At 48.6% G+C, this 18,538-nt stretch carries 14 protein-coding genes; 11 read left to right on the top strand and 3 right to left on the bottom strand.

Going from position 1 to position 18,538, the window contains the following annotated elements; genetic code table 11:
• The first annotated feature begins 199 nt into the window (after positions 1-199).
• Entirely contained in the window at positions 200-1,381 is a 1,182-nt protein-coding gene (locus tag AC58QM_RS22920) for an EAL domain-containing protein (RefSeq protein WP_497287180.1), read from the top strand.
• A 561-nt stretch (positions 1,382-1,942) separates the two neighbouring features.
• On the opposite strand, the gene AC58QM_RS22915 is transcribed toward AC58QM_RS22920, so the two are convergent.
• Together AC58QM_RS22915 and AC58QM_RS22910 are read right to left on the bottom strand one after the other, a co-directional pair.
• The gene (locus AC58QM_RS22915; protein ID WP_497287179.1) at positions 1,943-4,819 is read right to left on the bottom strand and encodes a DEAD/DEAH box helicase; all 2,877 of its coding nucleotides are present in this window, start codon (positions 4,817-4,819) and stop codon (positions 1,943-1,945) included.
• On the bottom strand, positions 4,807-6,405 hold the full coding sequence (locus tag AC58QM_RS22910; RefSeq protein ID WP_497287178.1) for an SWIM zinc finger family protein: 1,599 nt from the start codon (positions 6,403-6,405) through the stop codon (positions 4,807-4,809). The genes AC58QM_RS22915 and AC58QM_RS22910 overlap by 13 nt, the downstream gene beginning before the upstream one ends.
• A 194-nt stretch (positions 6,406-6,599) precedes the next feature.
• Between AC58QM_RS22910 and AC58QM_RS22905 the strand changes: the two genes are divergently transcribed.
• The 3 genes from AC58QM_RS22905 to AC58QM_RS22895 are packed head-to-tail and all read left to right on the top strand — an operon-like array spanning position 6,600 to position 9,066.
• The gene (locus tag AC58QM_RS22905) at positions 6,600-6,893 is read left to right on the top strand and encodes a hypothetical protein (protein WP_497287177.1); all 294 of its coding nucleotides are present in this window, start codon (positions 6,600-6,602) and stop codon (positions 6,891-6,893) included.
• Between the two features lie 39 nt (positions 6,894-6,932).
• Complete coding sequence (recQ, locus tag AC58QM_RS22900; protein ID WP_497287176.1) at positions 6,933-8,744, top strand: DNA helicase RecQ; 1,812 nt, start codon at positions 6,933-6,935, stop codon at positions 8,742-8,744.
• On the top strand, positions 8,731-9,066 hold the full coding sequence (locus AC58QM_RS22895) for a 4a-hydroxytetrahydrobiopterin dehydratase (protein WP_497287175.1): 336 nt from the start codon (positions 8,731-8,733) through the stop codon (positions 9,064-9,066). Before recQ ends, AC58QM_RS22895 begins: the two co-directional genes overlap by 14 nt.
• On the opposite strand, the gene AC58QM_RS22890 is transcribed toward AC58QM_RS22895, so the two are convergent.
• Positions 9,055-9,588, bottom strand: coding sequence for a GNAT family N-acetyltransferase (locus AC58QM_RS22890; protein WP_497287174.1), 534 nt, complete (start codon positions 9,586-9,588; stop codon positions 9,055-9,057). The genes AC58QM_RS22895 and AC58QM_RS22890 overlap by 12 nt on opposite strands.
• Positions 9,589-9,806: 218 nt before the next feature.
• Here AC58QM_RS22890 and AC58QM_RS22885 point away from each other — a divergent pair, with 218 nt between their 5' ends.
• The 7 genes from AC58QM_RS22885 (at position 9,807) to AC58QM_RS22855 (ending at position 18,512) form a co-directional block, all read left to right on the top strand.
• Positions 9,807-10,280: a GNAT family N-acetyltransferase gene (locus AC58QM_RS22885; protein WP_497287173.1), complete on the top strand. Its 474-nt coding sequence runs from the start codon at positions 9,807-9,809 to the stop codon at positions 10,278-10,280.
• A gap of 28 nt (positions 10,281-10,308) precedes the next feature.
• A complete protein-coding gene (locus tag AC58QM_RS22880; RefSeq protein WP_497287172.1) occupies positions 10,309-11,148 on the top strand; it encodes a sulfurtransferase in 840 nt (279 codons plus the stop codon).
• A 212-nt stretch (positions 11,149-11,360) separates the two neighbouring features.
• Complete coding sequence (locus tag AC58QM_RS22875) at positions 11,361-12,131, top strand: ABC transporter ATP-binding protein (RefSeq protein WP_497287171.1); 771 nt, start codon at positions 11,361-11,363, stop codon at positions 12,129-12,131.
• The gene (locus tag AC58QM_RS22870) at positions 12,094-13,194 is read left to right on the top strand and encodes an efflux RND transporter periplasmic adaptor subunit (RefSeq protein WP_497287170.1); all 1,101 of its coding nucleotides are present in this window, start codon (positions 12,094-12,096) and stop codon (positions 13,192-13,194) included. Before AC58QM_RS22875 ends, AC58QM_RS22870 begins: the two co-directional genes overlap by 38 nt.
• Positions 13,195-13,199: 5 nt before the next feature.
• A complete protein-coding gene (locus tag AC58QM_RS22865) occupies positions 13,200-16,112 on the top strand; it encodes an ABC transporter permease (protein WP_497287434.1) in 2,913 nt (970 codons plus the stop codon).
• 1 nt (position 16,113) lies between these two features.
• Positions 16,114-17,040, top strand: a complete 927-nt coding sequence (locus tag AC58QM_RS22860; protein WP_497287169.1) for an ABC transporter ATP-binding protein — start codon at positions 16,114-16,116, stop codon at positions 17,038-17,040.
• Complete coding sequence (locus AC58QM_RS22855; RefSeq protein WP_497287168.1) at positions 17,037-18,512, top strand: ABC transporter substrate-binding protein; 1,476 nt, start codon at positions 17,037-17,039, stop codon at positions 18,510-18,512. Before AC58QM_RS22860 ends, AC58QM_RS22855 begins: the two co-directional genes overlap by 4 nt.
• Positions 18,513-18,538: the final 26 nt, after the last annotated feature.

Raw genomic sequence — 18,538 nt, 5'->3', positions numbered from 1 at the left:
CCTAGCTTCTAATTAGAATGAAATATCCCATAGAAATTCGACAAACCTCAACAAATTCCTTTAAAAAACGCTTATGTCATGTTTTCTCCCATAAGAGATTGCGGAAAGTGATAATGTCGTTTAAAATATGAGTCAACAAGTGAACGGATGTTAAGTCGTATAACATAAAAATTTTCTAAGAAGGAGGCGCACTGTGCTGGTGAAAAACATCAAGATTCCGCCGCGTCATGAGGTACGTCCCTATTTCCAACCGATTATCTCCTTACAAAACCAACGAATCATTGGATATGAAACACTGGGGAGACGGGTTCGTGAAAGCGGTGTGGAGAGCTTAGGTCCCTTTTTTCAAGATCCTGATATTTCCGAGGATATGCACCTGATGATTGATCGATATTTGCGAGAGCAGGCGATAGAACGAATTGCAGCTTCTTCTGATGAAAGCGAGCTTTTTATCAACTTAAAGCCTTCTTGGATTTATAGAACCTACAAGCGAACAGGTGTCTTACCCACAATTGAACTATTGAAAAAATACCAGATAAACCCCTCACGAATTGTGATTGAAATTACGGAGGAGGAATTCACAGGCAAGCTCCAGGAGCTGACATGGATTGTCGAGCTCTATCGTAAATTCGGATGCACCATCGCCATTGATGATGTGGGAAGTGGTTTTAGTAACTTTGATCGCATTGCGAGCTTGCAGCCGAAGATCTTGAAGGTTGACCTGAATATTTTGAAAAAGAGTATCGTACACGATGGCTACAAGGCAGTCATGCAGTCCTTTTCCATCGTTTCAGCTCAAATTGGTGCCTCATTACTCGTTGAGGGCGTCGAAACGAAGCAAGAACTGCGTAGCGCATTGCAGGTAGGAGCACGATATGTGCAGGGCTTTTTGTTTTCAAAAGCTGAACCTGACCTACAGCATCCGGATGCATATAAAGCCATGCTGGAGGAAGAAATCAAATCGTTCGGTCAAGATGAGTTTGGACGATACCAACATCTCTTGAGCGTTCATCAAAGACTGGAAGCACTTATCAATTCTTCCGTTCACATCTCAAACGCCGAAGAGGCCGACGCTGTGATCGAACAAATTATAGGCAACGTCACGGACAATTGCATCCGCATGTACATATGCCAGGGCGATGGCTACCAGACTTCATCTAACTATGCCCGTACAGATGAAGGGTGGAGCAAAGATGAGAGCTATCGTCAAGCAAACTGGACCTGGCGGCCCTATTTCATCTCCAATATCCTCATGATGAACCTGCAGAAGCAAGGGATTCTCTCCCAAGCCTACACCGACTTGGATACCTCGCGACAGATTCAGACTTACTCTTGTGCAATCGGTGAGGGATATTATTTGTTTTTGGATTTGGTGATTTGAGGGGCAGGGGATGGTGGAGCGCAGAGGGTGGAGCAGCTGATTGCAGACTGCAGACCGCAGACCGCAGACCGCAGACCGCAAATCTGACTCACAACCGGCACTCGCACGGATAGCTGGAAAAACTACAGGTAATTTTGCCGAATAAGACGCTTTGATGCGTTTAGCTGGAAAACCTACAGTTAAATTCATCCATTTCACGCCAAATCATCGAAAATGGGAAAAATAGATGTACTATTTCCAGTTAATTAGTGAATGTATGAAAAGACGACGTTAATAACTGTAGTTTTTACAGTTAAATTCCTAGCTGGCGTAGGAGTCAACGATGGCATAATGGAGGAAGGTAAGAGGGTAGCGCAAAGGATGCTGAAGAGCTAGCTACTCAAAAGCCGAAGTTAGACACGATAGGCGAGAAAAGGTATGGAATGTAGTTTGTGATGGCGGATTGGACGAGGATAAACAGAACACCGACATAGAGAGAACAAAAAGGATACGCATGGAGCACAAAAGAGGTTACCCCAGGTGAAGCTTGGGATAACCTCTTTTGTGTTTGAAGCCGAGGCACTACGCCTCAACCCACTCGCGGCGGAGCGAGAAGAGATCGCGCAGCTCGTCGGTCGACAGCTCCGTGATCCAGTTCTCGCCAGAGCCCACGATCTGCTGGCTGAGGCCGAGCTTGCGCTCGATCATCTCGTCGATGCGCTCCTCCAACGTGCCGAGCGTCACGAACTTGTGCACCTGCACGTGACGCGTCTGGCCGATCCGGAAGGCACGGTCCGTCGCTTGGTTCTCGACGGCGGGATTCCACCAGCGATCGTAGTGGAACACATGATTCGCCGCCGTCAGGTTGAGCCCGATGCCACCGGCTTTCAGCGAAAGAATAAACACATTTCGCTGCTCGTCGACCGGCTGGTCATCAGGGTTTTGGAAGTGCGCGATCATTTCATCGCGCCCGTTCTTCGATGTTCCGCCGTGCAGGAACAACACTTTTTCGCCAAGCTCCTGCTGAAGCACATGCTGCAGCAGGTTGCCGGTCTCGACAAATTGCGTGAAAATCAAGCATTTGTCGCCCTCTTGGCGCAGCTCCTGCACCATTTCGAGCAAGCGCTCTAGCTTGTTGGAGCGTCCGCTCCACGGGGTGCCGAGCCCTTCTTTAAGCAGCAAAGCAGGGTGGTTGCATACCTGCTTGAGCTTCGTTAATGCAGCGAGGATGAGGCCGCGCCGCTCCATGGCATTAAGCTTATCCAGACGATCGAACATATCTTGGATGTAGTTTTCGTACAACGAACCTTGCTCCGCTGTGAGTGAGATGAACGTTTTGGACTCGTTTTTCTCCGGCAGATCCAGCTGAATAGCGGGATCCTTCTTTTCGCGCCGCAGCAAAAACGGACGGATCAGCTTCTGAACTTTGCCAATCGTCGCTTCATCGCGCGTTTTCTCAATGGCGTTCACATAGCGATGAGTGAACTCTCGCACCGTACCGAGATAGCCTGGATTGGCGAAGTCGAAGATAGACCACAGCTCCGTCAACCGATTCTCGATTGGAGTTCCCGTTAAGGCAATGCGATGGAAGCCATTTAATCGGCGAATCGCCGTAGCTTGTTTTGTGTAAGCATTCTTGATATTTTGAGCTTCATCCAAGCAGATCGAGTTCCAAGCAATAGCGCCAAGTTCACTCTCATCCAGATGGGAAAGCGTGTAGGACGTCAAAACCAAATCATAGTTGCCGACGATTTTCTCACTGAAAGCGGGACCTTTTAACCGTTGTGGTCCGTAGTGAAGATGGACGCGCAGCGAAGGGGCAAATCGTTTCAGCTCCATTTGCCAGTTGCCTAACACGGAGGTCGGGCAAACCAATAACGAAGGTGTATCCGGCAGCTCGGTCTCTTTCACAGTGAGCAAATACGTGATCCATTGGATCGTTTTTCCAAGACCCATGTCATCAGCTAAGCAGCCGCCAAGGCCAAATCTACGTAAGAACAACAGCCAAGAGATGCCGTCCACTTGATAATGGCGTAGTGAGCCATGAAAGCTAGGTGGGGGCTCAATCGTCGGGATCGCGGAGGTTTGCGTCAGCTGGTCGATCATGTGGCGCAGCTGTTCGTTCAACTCGACTTCCATGTCGAGGTAACGCGCAGCATCTGGATCATCCTCAGCAGGTAATAAGCCGCCTGCATCACCGGCAAAATGCAGCTCCAGCACATCGCGGAACGAAAGTCCCTGCTTTTTGTGCACCTGCTTCATAATCTGCTCGACCTGCGCCATGAATCTAGGGTCGAGTTGAATCCAATTGCCGCGAATCTGGATCAGCTTGCGCTTCTCCTCCAGCAACTGACGGAATTCTTCCTCCGTCAGCTCTAAGTCCCCAACAGCCAGCTTCCAGTCGAACTGCATCAGCTGGGTCAGCCCGAACATCGTCTCCCGTCCAGAACCGACGGAAGATTTGATCTTCGCGCGCAGCTTCGGCCGCATCTTGCGGATGCGATCCCACCACGCAGGCAGGAACACGCTCGTTCCTGCCTCAACCAGTCGGACGCTTCCCTCTGCGAGGAAGCGCCAAGCCTCCTCCTCCGTCACCGACTGACGGAGGACACCTTCACCCGCATCCAGCCACGGCAGGATGCGCACCCACTTCGCCGTGTCGCGCTCGACACGGCCCAGCTCAGGCAGCCACGCCTCCGGCAGTGGCTGTTCACCAGCGACCGGCTCGCCGACGGTCGTCACGGTGCGCAGCACCTCCGGCGCCAGCCGGTCCTGCAGCAGCACGCGCAGCTGCCAGCCTGCGCCATGCGCCAGGTCGGGCTCGACGAGCTGCAGGCACGTCCGCATCGGCGTCCGGTCCTGACGCCAACCTATGCTGACGAGCCAGTCTTCCTCGTCCAGCCACACCTCGCCGCTGACATCGCCGCGGCGCATGAGCGGATACGCAGCTTCCAGCTTGCGTAAATTGTCCTTCATGATCCCGTCGGCATCGACCCACTCCGGGATCAAAGCATGAATCCAGCGTGAAACGGCTGGCGTCTCCAAAAGCTGCAGCTCCTCGGGCAGCTGCAGCTTCCAACCGATCTCGCCGGACTTCCATTTCTCGTAGTCCGGCATGAAGCGGCCTGCTGCCAGCGACTCACGAATAGCAGGAGCAAGCGCTATGACATCCGCGCAAGAAGCATGCCATTTTAATTGTAAGTGCTGAACCGGCTGCGGTTCGCTGAAATAGTCGAGCGCCTCCAGTGGCTGCAGCTCGATGCCCTCCCGATTTTGCCATTCACTCGGTTCCATGAAGGTGCCGAAGAAGGAGGAGCGATGCCAGGCGAAAAGCATATGTTTTAAATCAAGAGCATCCCAAATACCGCCGTTTTCACGGGAACCCCATAGAAATAATGATCCGTTAGGTAAGGAACTAACGTGAACGGTCAGCGCGCTGGTTTCGATCATCGAATCCATTTTCCTTTCTTGAGCTCTTCTTGGAAAGCACGCAAACGCGAGAACTTATCCGCTAAGCGGTAGATATAGTGCTCCCAGCGGTCATCCTGGCCGATGTGTTTATAAATGCTATGCAGCTTCTTAAGAAGACGGACTGCTGTCTTGTAAGAAGCTCTATTTTTCTCCAGAACAGCCCGTTCGGCTGCTTGATGATAGAGGGGAAGCAGCAGCGCGGAGTCATGCTCCTCGATCGCTTTAAGCTCCATCCCATACAGATTTAGGGGCGAAATACGATTCGCAAGTTGCAAATCTACCCACTGCCGGTATCGCTTCGTTTGTAATAAATAAGCGGTGTAATAGTAGTAAGAACGAGGGAGTAAGGACTCCATGACCTGTACCCATTCACTATCGTTCGCCAAGTGCTTCGTCGTATCCAGCCAATATTGGCAAAAAGTCCGGAAGTCATCGTGATTCGCGTTCGCAATCGAGGGGAATAGCCAACGGAGCCAGATCAGCATCTGATCCCACTGTCCATCATTGGCAAATTTATTTAAATAGAGAAAGAAATCCTTGGCCTGCGGATGAGCCAGCTGTCCAAGGCGTTCGAAAGCTTGCTCGGTATGCCCTTGCATAATATCAAAATGAGCCCTAGCCGCAAGCAACGTATCTTTCTTCTTCGGGAGCAGTTCCTTCTTGGCCAAAAGGCTATCAAGACGGGTTACTTCCTCTTTCTGTGCGCTAGGTTGATCGGTTAGCTTCCACCAGATGAAACGGTAAACAAACAGCCAATCTACAGGGCTATCCTTGCCTTGCAGAGCAGATTCTCCGACCATCTTCATCGTCGAAAGCCAGATTTTCGGTTCCGCAAGGAAAGAGCGATTCACATCGATTTGCTCTACGAATACGACAAGTTTATCTTCGCAGTTTTTGGCGGCGATTTTGCACCCATTTTCATGGTAGTAGCTTAAGTAAGAGCTCTTCGTTTCTTGATAAAATTGTTCAATCTTCCGCATCATGAATAGCACAATGTGGAACATGTAGAGCTCGCGCGTCGTATCGCGCCAGTTCGCTGCAAAAGGCGGCAGCGATTCCAAAGCAGACTCATAAAAGGTTTCGATGGAATGCTGATGAGAAATGGAGAAACCATGGAATTTCCCCTCAAAAAAACGATGCCAATCACTAGGCATACTCTCTTCCAAAGGCACATTCGCCTGTGCGGCCGCTTTGCGTTCTTGTATAACTGAGGCTGCGGCACCGCGAGCTGGTTTCTTCCGTGTATGGATTTGTTGTTTTAACTGTTGTAGTACTAGCTCTGGACGGCCATAAGTGGCGTATAAGCTGAAAAACGCAGCACCAATATGCTGACAGAAGCCCTCAAAGGAGCAAGTGCAGGTACTTGCTGCGAAATTTTCTAAATGAACTTCTGCTGTGTGGATCTGTTTGCCTGCGACGGTGGCCAGGACACTAAGCCCTTTGAGATCAACCTCAGTCACGCGGCCTTTATGATAATACTCCCAACCTTGCTCCAGACGGGTGGCGTCGAAGTGAAGCGGGATTTGCTTAATGAGGTAGTTCATTCGATTTTTGGGAATTTGAAGTTTCAACATGTGATCGTTCCTACCCTCCGAGCGGCGCATTCCTTCTTCCATAGTAACAGATTTTTTCCGAAATTGCCCATTTCCACAGTTTATGCCAAAGGTGATATTTTTAATCCGTGCCGAAAGGGGTTAACCCTGCATTCTCACCTAGAATATGATAAAGTGAAGCTATAAGAAATGCTTCTTGAAGGGAGACTGCGCGAGTGGGTATTAAATTTGGGCGTGAATATAAGGACATTGTGACTGATTTTGTACGTGGGATCGAAATGGTGAATGGATTTTACGAGCTGCTGGAGATGAATGCAGAAGACTGGCAGGAGCTTGATGCGAGTGAACAGGAAGAATGCCTGCGTACGCTGGCTGACGATATATTCTATGGACTAGGCAGTTCACCGGTGATGCAGGTTGGAGCGGGTTCAGTTAAACATGATGCTGGTAATCACGTGCTCAAGGTACATGATGGCGAAAAGTTAGTTTCGGTCATCTATTTGGTCTAAAACAGGCAGAACTGTGATATAGAAAGGTGTAAAGAAGCTATGTTGGATGGAGCAAGAAAGGTTCTGCAACAGGTTTACGGGTATCCCGAGTTTCGAGAGGGCCAGAAAAATATTATTTCGAACCTTCTCGAAGGGAAGGACACCTTAGGCATTATGCCAACAGGCGGTGGGAAATCGATCTGCTACCAAGTGCCAGCCATGTTGATGGAGGGCGTGACTTTGGTCATTTCCCCTCTCATCTCCTTAATGAAGGATCAGGTGGATGCGCTTGGAGCGCTCGGAGTTTCGGCCACATTCATTAATAGTACGTTGGAAGCTAGAGAAGTGGAACAGCGCATGCAGGGAGCTATGCAGGGGAAGTATAAGTTGCTTTACATAGCACCTGAGCGCTTGGAATCGGAACGTTTTCGTGCGCGGATGGCGGCGTTGAATCTGCCTCTGGTTGCGATTGATGAGGCGCACTGTGTCTCGCAGTGGGGACATGATTTCCGACCAAGCTACGTCTCGATTGCGCCGTTCATTCGGCAGCTGCCGAATCGGCCGATTGTAGCTGCGTTCACGGCAACGGCTACCGCTGAGGTGACAGCGGATATTGCTCGGTTGTTGGACTTGGATGGGGCAGGGATTTTCATCAACGGCTTCTCGCGTGATAATTTGGAATTGACCATTCTTCGTGGTGAGAATAAGCGGGATTACATACAGAATTACGTGAAGGAACACACGCATCAACCTGGCATTATTTATGCAGCTACGCGCAAGGATGTTGAGGATTTGTACGAAACGTTACGTAAAAAAGGTTTCGCCGCTGGCAAGTATCATGCCGGGCTTTCGGATGATGAGCGCTCCTACATGCAGGAGGCGTTTCTCTATGATGATATTCGCGTGATGATCGCGACGAACGCTTTTGGAATGGGTATTGATAAATCCAATGTGCGGTACGTGATTCACTACAATATGCCGAAAAATATGGAAGCCTATTACCAGGAAGCCGGACGTGCAGGGCGTGACGGTGAACCGAGTGAGTGTATTCTGTTGTTCAGTGCGCAGGATATTATGACGCAGAAATTTCTAATTGAGCAGAATCAGCTTTCGCCCGAGCGCAAAGCGAATGAATATAAGAAGCTCCAAACCATGATCGACTACTGCTATTCGCCGCGTTGTTTGCGGAATGCTATTTTACATTATTTTGATGAGCAAAATATTCAAGACACCTGCGGGAACTGCAGCTCCTGCAAGGACGATCGGGAAACGGTCGATATTACCGTTGAGGCGCAAAAGATTTTTTCCTGTATCCGTCGTATGAACGAGCGCTTCGGCATCTCGATGGTCGCTTCGGTGCTCAAGGGCTCTAAAGCGAAGAAGATCATGGAGTATCGCTTTGATCGCTTGCCGACGCATGGTATTATGAGTAATCTGCCGGAGAAAGAGATCGCCGAGTTAATCAATGTGCTGATTTCGGAAGGTTTCTTGCAGTTGTCCGAGGGGCAATATCCCGTTGTTCGGTTGATGCAGCCTGCTGCAGAAGTGCTACAGGGGAAGTTGCCCGTGAATCAAAAGGTACGCAAACAACCCGTTCGCGCTGTTGCTGCGATGGACAATACGTTGTTCGAGCAGCTGCGATTGCTGCGTCGTGAAATGGCTGCGCGTGAGAAGGTGCCGCCGTATATTATTTTCGCCGATAGTACGCTGCGTGAGATGAGTGAGAGCTGTCCGACTACGGAAGCCGCGATGCTGCGCATCAAAGGGGTCGGTGAGGTCAAATACCGGAACTACGGGAAGCCGTTCTTGGAGCTTCTTCGCACGTATGCGGGAGAGAGCGATATAGGCGCGGTTGCGTATGAGTTCGAGTGAAGGAGCGAAGCGGATGGTGAGGGTGAAGTTAGAGCGAGTGACTATTGATGCGCAATTGGCCGCTTTGGGAACGTGGGTCCTTGAAGCGGAGGAGAGCAAGTGGATCGTACGGAAGTATCGGTTTACTACTTTTCTGCAAGCGATCGCTTTCGTGAATGAAGTCGCTCAACTCTCTGAAGCCATGAACCACCATCCGATGATCGCGATTGATTATAAAATGGTTACGCTGCGCCTAACCTCGTGGAGTGCTGGCGGTTTGACCGAGCTCGATTTTCGGACCGCTGCGAAGTTTGATCACACGTATGCCGAGCTAACGCGCTAAGAGGATGGTTGGACCGGTGTAGACCATGCAGTGGAAGTCTGCGGGGCCAGTTGGTGTCCATTTCTCGTAGTTGTCTGTCATCGTGAAACCAGCGCGCTGGTAAGCGCGTATCGCTCGCTCGTTCCAGACGAGTACCTCGAGGTCGATTTCTTGCTCAGGGGAGCGGCGTTGGGCTTCGGCTACGAGCAGCTGAACAAATTGCGTACCGAGTCCGCGGTTGTTAGCCCCGCCTTGTCCGCAAAGATCCGGTCGAAGCCCGAGGCCTAGCCGCGTGACGCCAACGAGCGGGAAGAATTGAACGAATCCCATTAGTGTGCCGTTTATATCCACTACTCCCCGATATTGTGAGTCCCTAATTTGTGGATCAGCGAATTCCGATTGGTTATCGAGCATGGTTTCCCAGGATGGCCAGTTGTAAATGGCGTAAGGAGCCTGGTATCGCCACGTACAAAGCTCCTGACATGCTGTTTCCGTTAATGGAACCACGCGCCATGGTAAAGTTAAGGTAATAGGTTGAGGCATATTGTGGGCAACCTTTCTATAGGCACGAATTTGATGTTTCAAATGGTACTATGCATGCGTGTATGTGGAGCCCTGTTTGAGTGCAATTATTTTGAAGTACCACTAAAGTGATGCACGATTATCATTTTTTCGAATTTATTGGCCATTGTTCTATTTGACTACAATGACATCACTTTTATTTATACCATATCATATGAAGATTAAGGAGGGCACCCGTGATGACACAAGTGAACGTTCGTGAAGCAGTCATGTCCGATATACCCCAGCTCAAAACTTTAATGCTCGGTTATATTGTGGATTTTTATCAGTATCGACAACCTGAGGATGAAAAGCTGAATGCTTTGATCCATGAGCTGCTCGAACAGAAAATTGGGATTCAATTTGTGGCGGAGACAGAAGAAGGGGCATTGGTGGGGTTTGCGACGTTATATTTCACTTTCAGCACGCTGCGCGCCTCCAAAATTGCTGTCATGAACGATTTGTTCGTTGTTGAAGCTGAACGTGGGCAAGGGGCGGCGGCAAAGCTGTTTGCAGCTTGCAAAGGTTACTCAGCCAGACACGGTTATGCAAATTTAACCTGGACAACAGCTCCAGATAACTTACGCGCGCAAGCATTTTACGATAAAATGGGTGGAGATCGAGGCAATTGGCAATCGTACTCCGCGAATCCCACAAGTGGGATGGGAGATTAACTGTAGGTTGGGGAAGGTGGCAGAAACCGTGGAAAATATCGTAAGTCAGAGTTGGCTGCTTGGGCAGCTGGGGGATGCGAATATCGTTATCGCTGATTGTCGTTTTGCGCTTGGTAAGCCTGAATCAGGCCGTGAACAGTATGAGCAGGATCATATTGAAGGAGCGGTGTATGTTGATTTGGAAAAGGACCTTTCGGGCGCTATCATGGCGCACGGCGGACGGCATCCGTTGCCGGATCTCGGTGCGTTCTCGATCCTCGTCGGGAGTCTAGGTATCGATGGTACGAAGACAGTCGTTGCTTACGACGATCAAGGCGGAGCTATGGCTTCGCGCTTGTGGTGGATGCTGAAATTCCTCGGCCACTCCGAGGTCTACGTGCTAAATCAAGGGTACACCGCATGGAAATCCGCAGGGTACCCGGTCACGGCTGAAGTGCCTGCGGTATTCCCGCGCACCTTCTCACCGAAGGTGCACCGGTCCATGCTAGCGAGCATGGACGAAGTAAAGGACAAGATCGGTCGCCCTGGCACCGTGCTTGTGGATTCGCGCGAGGAGCGCCGCTACCTCGGCTTGGAAGAGCCGATCGATGCGGTGGCTGGCCACATCCCAGGCGCGCGCAACTTCTTCTGGAAAGGCGTTCTCGGCGAGAACGGCGCTTGGTTGTCAGCTGCGGAGCAGGAACAGCATTTTGCCGCACTGCGTGACGCTGATGAAATCATCGTCTATTGCGGCTCCGGCGTGACGGCGTGCCCGAATGTGCTGGGCCTCAGCGAAGCGGGCTTCGATAACGTGAAGCTCTACAGCGGAAGCTGGAGCGACTGGATCAGTTGGGAAGAGAACCCGATTGCCAAGGGTGAAGAGGAATAGCACACAACAAAAAATGGTTCACTGCTAAGAAGTTGGCGGTGAACCATTTTTTTGTGCGTGTAATAAAATAGGTAATTAGTTGTATGGATGCATTTTCCAATTAATTCGTTAATGAGAACAATTTAAATTACCAGTATCTTGAAACTTTTTTGCAACATTCACCGTCTACTTTATCATACGAATAATATGGAAATGAAAGGAAATTAAACTGCATGACAAGCTGGTTTCGTAGAAAAAGCACATTGGAGGCTATTGATTTAGAAGAGGAGCCATTAGCTAGTAGCAGTTTCACTCGCATCATTAGGCCCCATACACCTTTGTTGACGGTAAGCGATGTACATCGCTCATTTCAAGTTGGAGGTGGGCAAATCGATGTTCTGAAAGGGATTGAGATGGAGCTGAGGCCGCTGCAACTTGTCATGCTCAAAGGGCGATCAGGTTCGGGGAAGACAACGCTGCTCAATTTAATCGGAGGGTTGGATCTGCCAACGAAGGGGGAGATTGTGTTTCAAGAGCATGCCTTTCACCATAGCAGCGATGATGAGAGGACGTTGATTCGTCGTAAGGAAATTGGTTTTATATTTCAATCCTATGCGTTAATGCCGTTGCTATCTGCTTGGGAGAATGTTGAGTTGGCGCTGCGGATGGCCGGCACGCCACGCTCTCAGTGGAAAGAGCGGGTACATCATTGTCTTGACCTTGTCGGTCTCGGGAAACGGATGCACCATCGTCCCTATGAGCTTTCTGGTGGTGAACAGCAGCGTGTCGCGATCGCCAAAGCGATTGCGCATCGGCCATCGCTCATATTGGCGGATGAACCGACTGCCGAGCTGGATTCACAGATGGGCGCGCAAATTATGTCGGTTTTTCGCAACATCATCGCAACAGAGCAAGTTACGATTTGTATGACGACACACGACCCTACAATTTTGGAGGATGCCGATCATGTTTATGAAATGGTGGACGGAAGATTCGTCACGTAAGTGGACGATGAAACCACTAGCAGCATTAGTATTAAGTTCTACTCTTCTTCTTGCTTCAGGATGCGCACTGTTGCCTAAGGAACAGGATGAAGAAGCACTTCCGTCAATTAATCCACCTAAGCTGTCCAAGAAGCCTGAGTATACGGTGAAAACGGAAACCCTTGAGACGAAAGTGAGAGGGAGTGGGCGATTAATGGCTTTGCAAGAAGAGAAATTGTTCTTCTCCGAGGATATGTCTGCCAAACGGATAAGTGCCATACTTGTGAAAAATGGCGATTCCGTCGAACAGGGACAGCCGATTGCCGAACTCGACGTATCGGATATCGAAAGCGATTTGAAGCGTAAGAAGCTTCAAACACGCAAGGATGAGCTGACAATGATCGAAACACTTCGTAAAGCTGACGAAATGTCGCCAGAACAAATCGAGCAAGCGAAGATTGATTTTGAACTGAAACGTGAGGAACTGACGAAGCTTGAATCACAAGTGGGTAAAGCGAAGCTGCTCGCACCGTTCAGTGGAACGATTGTCACCGTATCGGCGAAGAAAGGTGATACCGTGAAGTCAGGTGAATCTGTCGCTATTATTGCCAATCTGAACGAACTAACTGTCGCAGCAAGCATCAGTGCAGACGATGCAAAGAAAGTAGCGATTGGCATGGAAGTTCAGGTGGATATTAATTCAGCTGGTACGCACAAAGGGAAAGTAAAGCAGCTTCCGAACCCTCAAGCTGGAAACAACGCGAATAATGGTGGATTCCCTGGTCAGGGACAGCAAGGGGAACAAGATACGATTGATAATTATTTGGTTGTGCAGTTGAATGAGTTTCCCAAAGGGTTGAACCGCGGTACACCGCTAAGCGTGACGATTGTTACTCAGAGAAAAGAAAATGCTACGACAATCCCTCTAGCGGCACTTCGTTCCTATTCAGGCCGAAATTATGTGCAAGTGGTTGATGCCCAAGGCAACAAGAAAGAAGTGGACGTGGAGATTGGGCAGCAGACGTCAACGGATGTGGAAGTCATCAAAGGTCTTACAGCCGGACAGAAAGTAGTAGGTCGCTAATGTCCATGCCGATGCTGCGGTTTTTATTTCGAAAAATGTGGAATACCCGCTGGCTAACGCTCAGCACCTTGCTTGGTCTTGTCTTGGCTGTGGCTTTCACTACCAGCATTCCCATGTATGCCAATGGGTCTTTGAAGCGTGTCGTAGCCAAATCCTTAGAAGCTAAGAGCGAGGGACTTCCAGCAGGTTCGTTGCTCATGCGGTATCAAGCAGTAGGAACAGAACGTGCAGATTTGAATGATCTAGAGAGCGTCAAGACGTATATCCAACATGATGTTCCTACAGATATTGGCTTTCCTATACATACATATGCAAGTAGTTATGCAATTAAAGGTGCACAATTAACCCCTGCTGAAGGGACCAAAGCCGATCCGAGTAAACGTCGTCAAATGACTTTAACGTCACTAAGTGGGTTAAAGGACGAAGTCGAATGGTCCAATGGCCAAATGGCTTCTGGAGACATGAAAAATGGTCAAATTGAAGCAGTAGTCATGGAAGAAGCCTTGTTCCGAAACGATTTGCACGTAGGGGATGTATTCAATTATTCCGTTGCAAGTGCAAGCGGCAGTCAATTGCTCAAGGTGAAGATCGTGGGTTCCTTCAAACCGAAGGACGAAACGAGCGCGTATTGGTTCCAAGGGTTAGAGGGTTTAGTCAATGCACTTATTATTAGCGATGATGCATTCATCAAGACGTTGTTGACGGAGAAGAAAATTCCGCTGCAACTGGCGAATTGGTATTATGCTTTCGATCTGCGAGACATTCAAACAAGTCAATTATCGCCGCTTGAGAGTCGTTTGGAACGACTAGATATCAACTTGTTCCAGAAGCTTAAGAATACGAAGGTAGATGTTTCCTTCAAGCCGATTCTAACGGAGTTCAAAACACAAAGTTTACAGATGCAGATTCTCTTATTCACATTGGCGGCGCCGATGATTGCGATGGTTTTCTATTACATTATGATGAATGCCAGACAATCGCTAGATCGACAGCGCGGTGTGATTGCGATCTTGCGAAGCCGTGGGGGCAGCACGAAGCAAATTGTGGGGATCTACTTCCTAGAAGGATTATTACTAGGCGTGATTGCGCTGTTGATTGGACCCTGCATAGGTTGGTTCATGGCGAAAAGCATTGGTTCCACCAGTGGCTTTCTAACGTTCGTGGATCGCAAATCGATTCCAATTAGCTTCACATCAGAAGCGATGCTCTACGGTGGGCTCGCTGTTCTTATTGCCATTCTCGCCAGCGTCATTCCAGCTGTGCTTTTTGCAAGATCTTCAATCGTAAACTACAAGCAGCAGCTTGCAAGATCAGACCGTTCGCCACTATGGCAGCGGTGGTTCCTTGATATTGTCCTGTTGGGGCTTGTTGGTTATGGCTTTTACTTATTTGACCAACGTCAAGTGTTATCCGTGCAAACAGGCATGACAACGGATCAACTACAGGTACATCCGCTGTTGTTTTTCGTACCGGCACTTTCGATCTTCGCGTTGGGACTTTTCTTTCTACGCATCTTTCCATGGTTGCTGCGATTGTTCGGTTGGTTTGGCCGGAAGTTCCTTCCCGTGCCGTTATATTTAACGCTTGTACAGCTGTCACGTTCAGCAAAAGCGTATTATCCGCTTATGCTGCTGCTCATTCTTACGCTTGGCCTTGGCGTGTACAATTCTTCCGCTGCACGTACGATTGATTTGAACTCTTCGGAGCGAATCTTATACCAATATGGTACTGACGTTGTGATTCAAACCGTGTGGGAAGGTTTCTCAGATGATTTGCCACAGAATCCGAACGCCGGAGGGAATGGTGGCGAAGCTCAAGGCGGAAATGGCGGAGCTGGTACGGGTGGTGGCCAAAACCAAGGCCAGGGTCAAGGTCAAGGCCAAGGTGGTCAGAAGCCTGGTGAGGAAACGCCGTCCAAAATCAGATATGTAGAGCCGCCATTTCAAGTGTTCCGCGATTTAGAAGGCGTTCAGGCTGCGGCTAGAGTCATGCAAACCAAAGGAAATGTGGTTGTATCCGGTAAGTCTACCGGGCAGGGAATGGTCATGGGGATCGATAATACGGATTTCGCTAAAGTAGCATGGTTCCGTCCTGACTTGTTTCCAGCTCATCCGAACGAATATTTGAATTTACTAGGCAGCTATGAGCAAGCCATTATCATTTCTTCCAGTTACGCCAGCAAATATGCGCTTAAAGCGGGTGACTTGCTTTCCATTACGATTGGCCAACAGCCTTTGGAATTCGTAATTGTGGGGATATTACCGTATTGGCCAGCTCAATATCCAGATCAAACACCATTTTTCATAGCGAATCTAGACTACATCTACGATCAAGCACCAATGACACCCTATGAAGTATGGCTCAAGATGATACCAGATGCGAAAGTGACGCCGATTGTTACAGAATTGCAGGCCAAAGGGATTGAGATTGCTGCGATTAAGGATGTTCGCAACGAGCTCATCGTCCAGAAGAAGCTTCCAGCAAGAGGCGGCGTGTTCGGTATTCTTAGCTTAGGTTTTCTTGTTTCTGTCGTGGTGTCTTTAATCGGCTATATGCTGTATTGGTTCTTTAACTTATCTAGCAGGGTTGTACAATTCGGTGTCCTTCGTGCTATGGGACTCTCTCGTAAGCAACTCACAGGGATGCTATTGCTCGAGCAAGGTTTCACAGCTGGATTATCCATTGTGTTAGGTATTGCAATTGGCAAGTTAACGAGTTATTTCTTCCTACCCTTTCTGCAAACGTCCCAGAATGTGAAGACACAGGTGCCGCCATTCCGAGTCGTGTTCGATTCCAAGGACACCAACCAGTTATATATCGTGGTTGCTTTCATGATGCTAACTGGGGCCATGTTGCTGTTCTTACATATCAGAAGATTGCGTGTTCACCAGGCAGTGAAGCTGGGAGAGGAGAAATAGCATGATAACTTGCGAAGGCTTAGTGAAAATTTACAAAACGGATGAGATCGAAGTTGTCGCGCTGCAAGGACTTAATATTCAGATTGACGACGGTGAATTAATGGCGATTATCGGCAATAGTGGAAGCGGTAAATCTACGTTGCTGAATATTTTAGGGGGGCTTGATCGCCCTTCTGCAGGTGCAGTGAAAGTCGGGGATTGGGATTTGCTGAAGATTACAGATAAGCAGCTCGTTGATTATAAACGACATACAGTTGGCTTCATCTGGCAAAATAATGCACGGAATCTCGTTTCTTACTTGACTGCGCTTGAAAATGTGGAAATGCCCATGATGCTGAGTGGGAACTACGATCCTGCATACGCGAAGCAATTGCTGGAATGGGTTGGTCTTGGTCACCGCTTGAATAATAAACTACAAGAGCTTTCGGGTGGTGAGCAACAGCGCGTGGCCATTGCGATTTCATTAGCCAATCGCCCGCGTTTGCTGCTAGCGGATGAACCAACGGGATCGGTTGATACGAAGACAGCGGATATGATTCTTTCCATTTTTCAACGATTGAATAAGGAACTAGGTGTCACGATTGTCATAGTTACCCACGATATGTCCATGGCGGGCAAAGTAGGGCGTGTCGTTGCTATTCGAGATGGGATGACAAGTTCGGAGTTTATTGCCCGCAATCCTTCGAGTTCAGCTCAAGAGGGGACTTCGACAGGGCTCACAGGTGAGGCTCATGAGGAATATGTCGTGTTGGATCGTGCAGGCCGTCTACAGGTTCCCAAAGCGTATTTAACCGCTCTGAACATTGACGGGAAAGCTACGATGGAGTTTGATGGCGAGACCATCACGATTAAAGCACCAAGAGCACTACCGGCAGAAGAGGAGCAAGCGTCAATTCATTCACAAACGGTCGGAGGAAAATCAAAATGAAACGAAAAATGATAGTGACAACCTTAACTTTAGCTTTAATGGCTCCACTTGCAGTTGCTTGTACGAAGGGGGAGAAAGCGGACGATAACCAAGAGCGTGTGCTGAAGATTGCGACCAATATGGGGTATGGTGGTAATTATGAATATTTCACACAGCAATTCACTGAAATATTTGAATTTGCTAATCCGAATATTAAGCTGGAAATCATGTCGACGATGGATGAAAAGCTTATGAACGGTGGCCTTCAGCCTGGTGAGAAGATGCCAGATCCGATGGAGAAGCTAAAAGAAGTGATGCAGAGTGATAATCCGCCGGATGTGGTTATGCTTGGTTATGAACAGTTGCCAGAGATTGTCGAAAGTAACCTGTTACTACAATTGGATTCTCGTATAACGAAAGATAAATTTGATACTGCAGGCATTGTTCCAGCTGTGATAGAGGGAATGAAAAATGCGGGTGGTGGCAAGATTTATGCCCTTGCTCCTACATTCAGCTCTTCTGCACTTATATATAATAAGAAAATGTTCCAAGATGCTGGAGTCGATTATCCAAAAGACGGCATGACATGGGATGAGACATTTGATCTTTCCAAACGGTTGGCGAAAGGGGAAGGAGATCAGCGAATCAATGGGTTCTCTTTTACAACCCAAGCCCAAGGTGCGGATTTGTTCTACGGCATGCAAATGTATACAGCCCCTCTGCAATTAAGCATGTTTGATGATGCTGGCGAGAAAATGACGGTAGATACGGACCAGTGGGAGAAAGTATGGGCCAAAATGGCACAGTTGCAAAAAGATAATGTATTCCCACCGGTAGCTGATCCTCAGAAACAAATGAATCAGAGGTTTGATCAAAATAATCCTTTTGCGTACGATGCTTTTATGTCGGGTCGCTTGGCCATGTCGATTCTCAATTATGGTCAACTTCCACAACTCACGAACGCCAATAAAAATGCAGCTAATTATAAAGGCTTCACACCGATTGATTGGGATGTTGTAACGATTCCTTCTCACCCCGAAGCCAAAGGCGTTGGCGGCGCTATTTATATGAATGGCATTATGGGGATCAACGCCAAATCGCAAAATCCAGACGATGCCTGGAAATTTATTAAGTTCATTAATGGCGATGATTGGGCCAAACTCAAATCGCGTAGTCAAAATATGTTGGTATCACGCTCCAAATACTTAAAACCTACAGATGGACTGGATTTTCACATGGAAGCTTTCTACAATGTAACACCGGCTCCACAACAAGATAATTCAAAAATTTATCGCAATAATCCTAATATTTATCAAGTGCAGGAAATTGGTCATAAGCTGTTTAGCGATGTTCTACAAGGGAAAATGACTGCTCGAGAAGCGCTTAAGAAATGGCAAACGGATGGCGATGCCATGCTCAAACAAATGAAAGAAAACCCAACTGCACCCGGGCAGCCAATGATGAATCAAGCGATTGCAGTTCCAGCAGGATAAGAAGGATATAGAAGGAGACGAGAATC

The sequence above is a fragment of the Paenibacillus sp. J22P165 genome, assembly GCF_059692015.1.
This window is presented reverse-complemented; position numbering and strand designations above follow the sequence as displayed.

Bases quoted from the DNA above. Each gene is read 5' to 3' on its own strand.
- AC58QM_RS22895 (WP_497287175.1), top strand. From the start codon at position 8,731: ATGAGTTCGAGTGAAGGAGCGAAGCGGATGGTGAGGGTGAAGTTAGAG.
- AC58QM_RS22855 (WP_497287168.1), top strand. From the start codon at position 17,037: ATGAAACGAAAAATGATAGTGACAACCTTAACTTTAGCTTTAATGGCT.
- AC58QM_RS22875 (WP_497287171.1), top strand. From the start codon at position 11,361: ATGACAAGCTGGTTTCGTAGAAAAAGCACATTGGAGGCTATTGATTTA.
- AC58QM_RS22860 (WP_497287169.1), top strand. From the start codon at position 16,114: ATGATAACTTGCGAAGGCTTAGTGAAAATTTACAAAACGGATGAGATC.
- AC58QM_RS22865 (WP_497287434.1), top strand. From the start codon at position 13,200: ATGCCGATGCTGCGGTTTTTATTTCGAAAAATGTGGAATACCCGCTGG.
- recQ (WP_497287176.1), top strand. From the start codon at position 6,933: ATGTTGGATGGAGCAAGAAAGGTTCTGCAACAGGTTTACGGGTATCCC.
- AC58QM_RS22890 (WP_497287174.1), bottom strand. From the start codon at position 9,588: ATGCCTCAACCTATTACCTTAACTTTACCATGGCGCGTGGTTCCATTA.
- AC58QM_RS22915 (WP_497287179.1), bottom strand. From the start codon at position 4,819: ATGGATTCGATGATCGAAACCAGCGCGCTGACCGTTCACGTTAGTTCC.
- AC58QM_RS22885 (WP_497287173.1), top strand. From the start codon at position 9,807: ATGACACAAGTGAACGTTCGTGAAGCAGTCATGTCCGATATACCCCAG.
- AC58QM_RS22870 (WP_497287170.1), top strand. From the start codon at position 12,094: ATGTTTATGAAATGGTGGACGGAAGATTCGTCACGTAAGTGGACGATG.
- AC58QM_RS22910 (WP_497287178.1), bottom strand. From the start codon at position 6,405: ATGTTGAAACTTCAAATTCCCAAAAATCGAATGAACTACCTCATTAAG.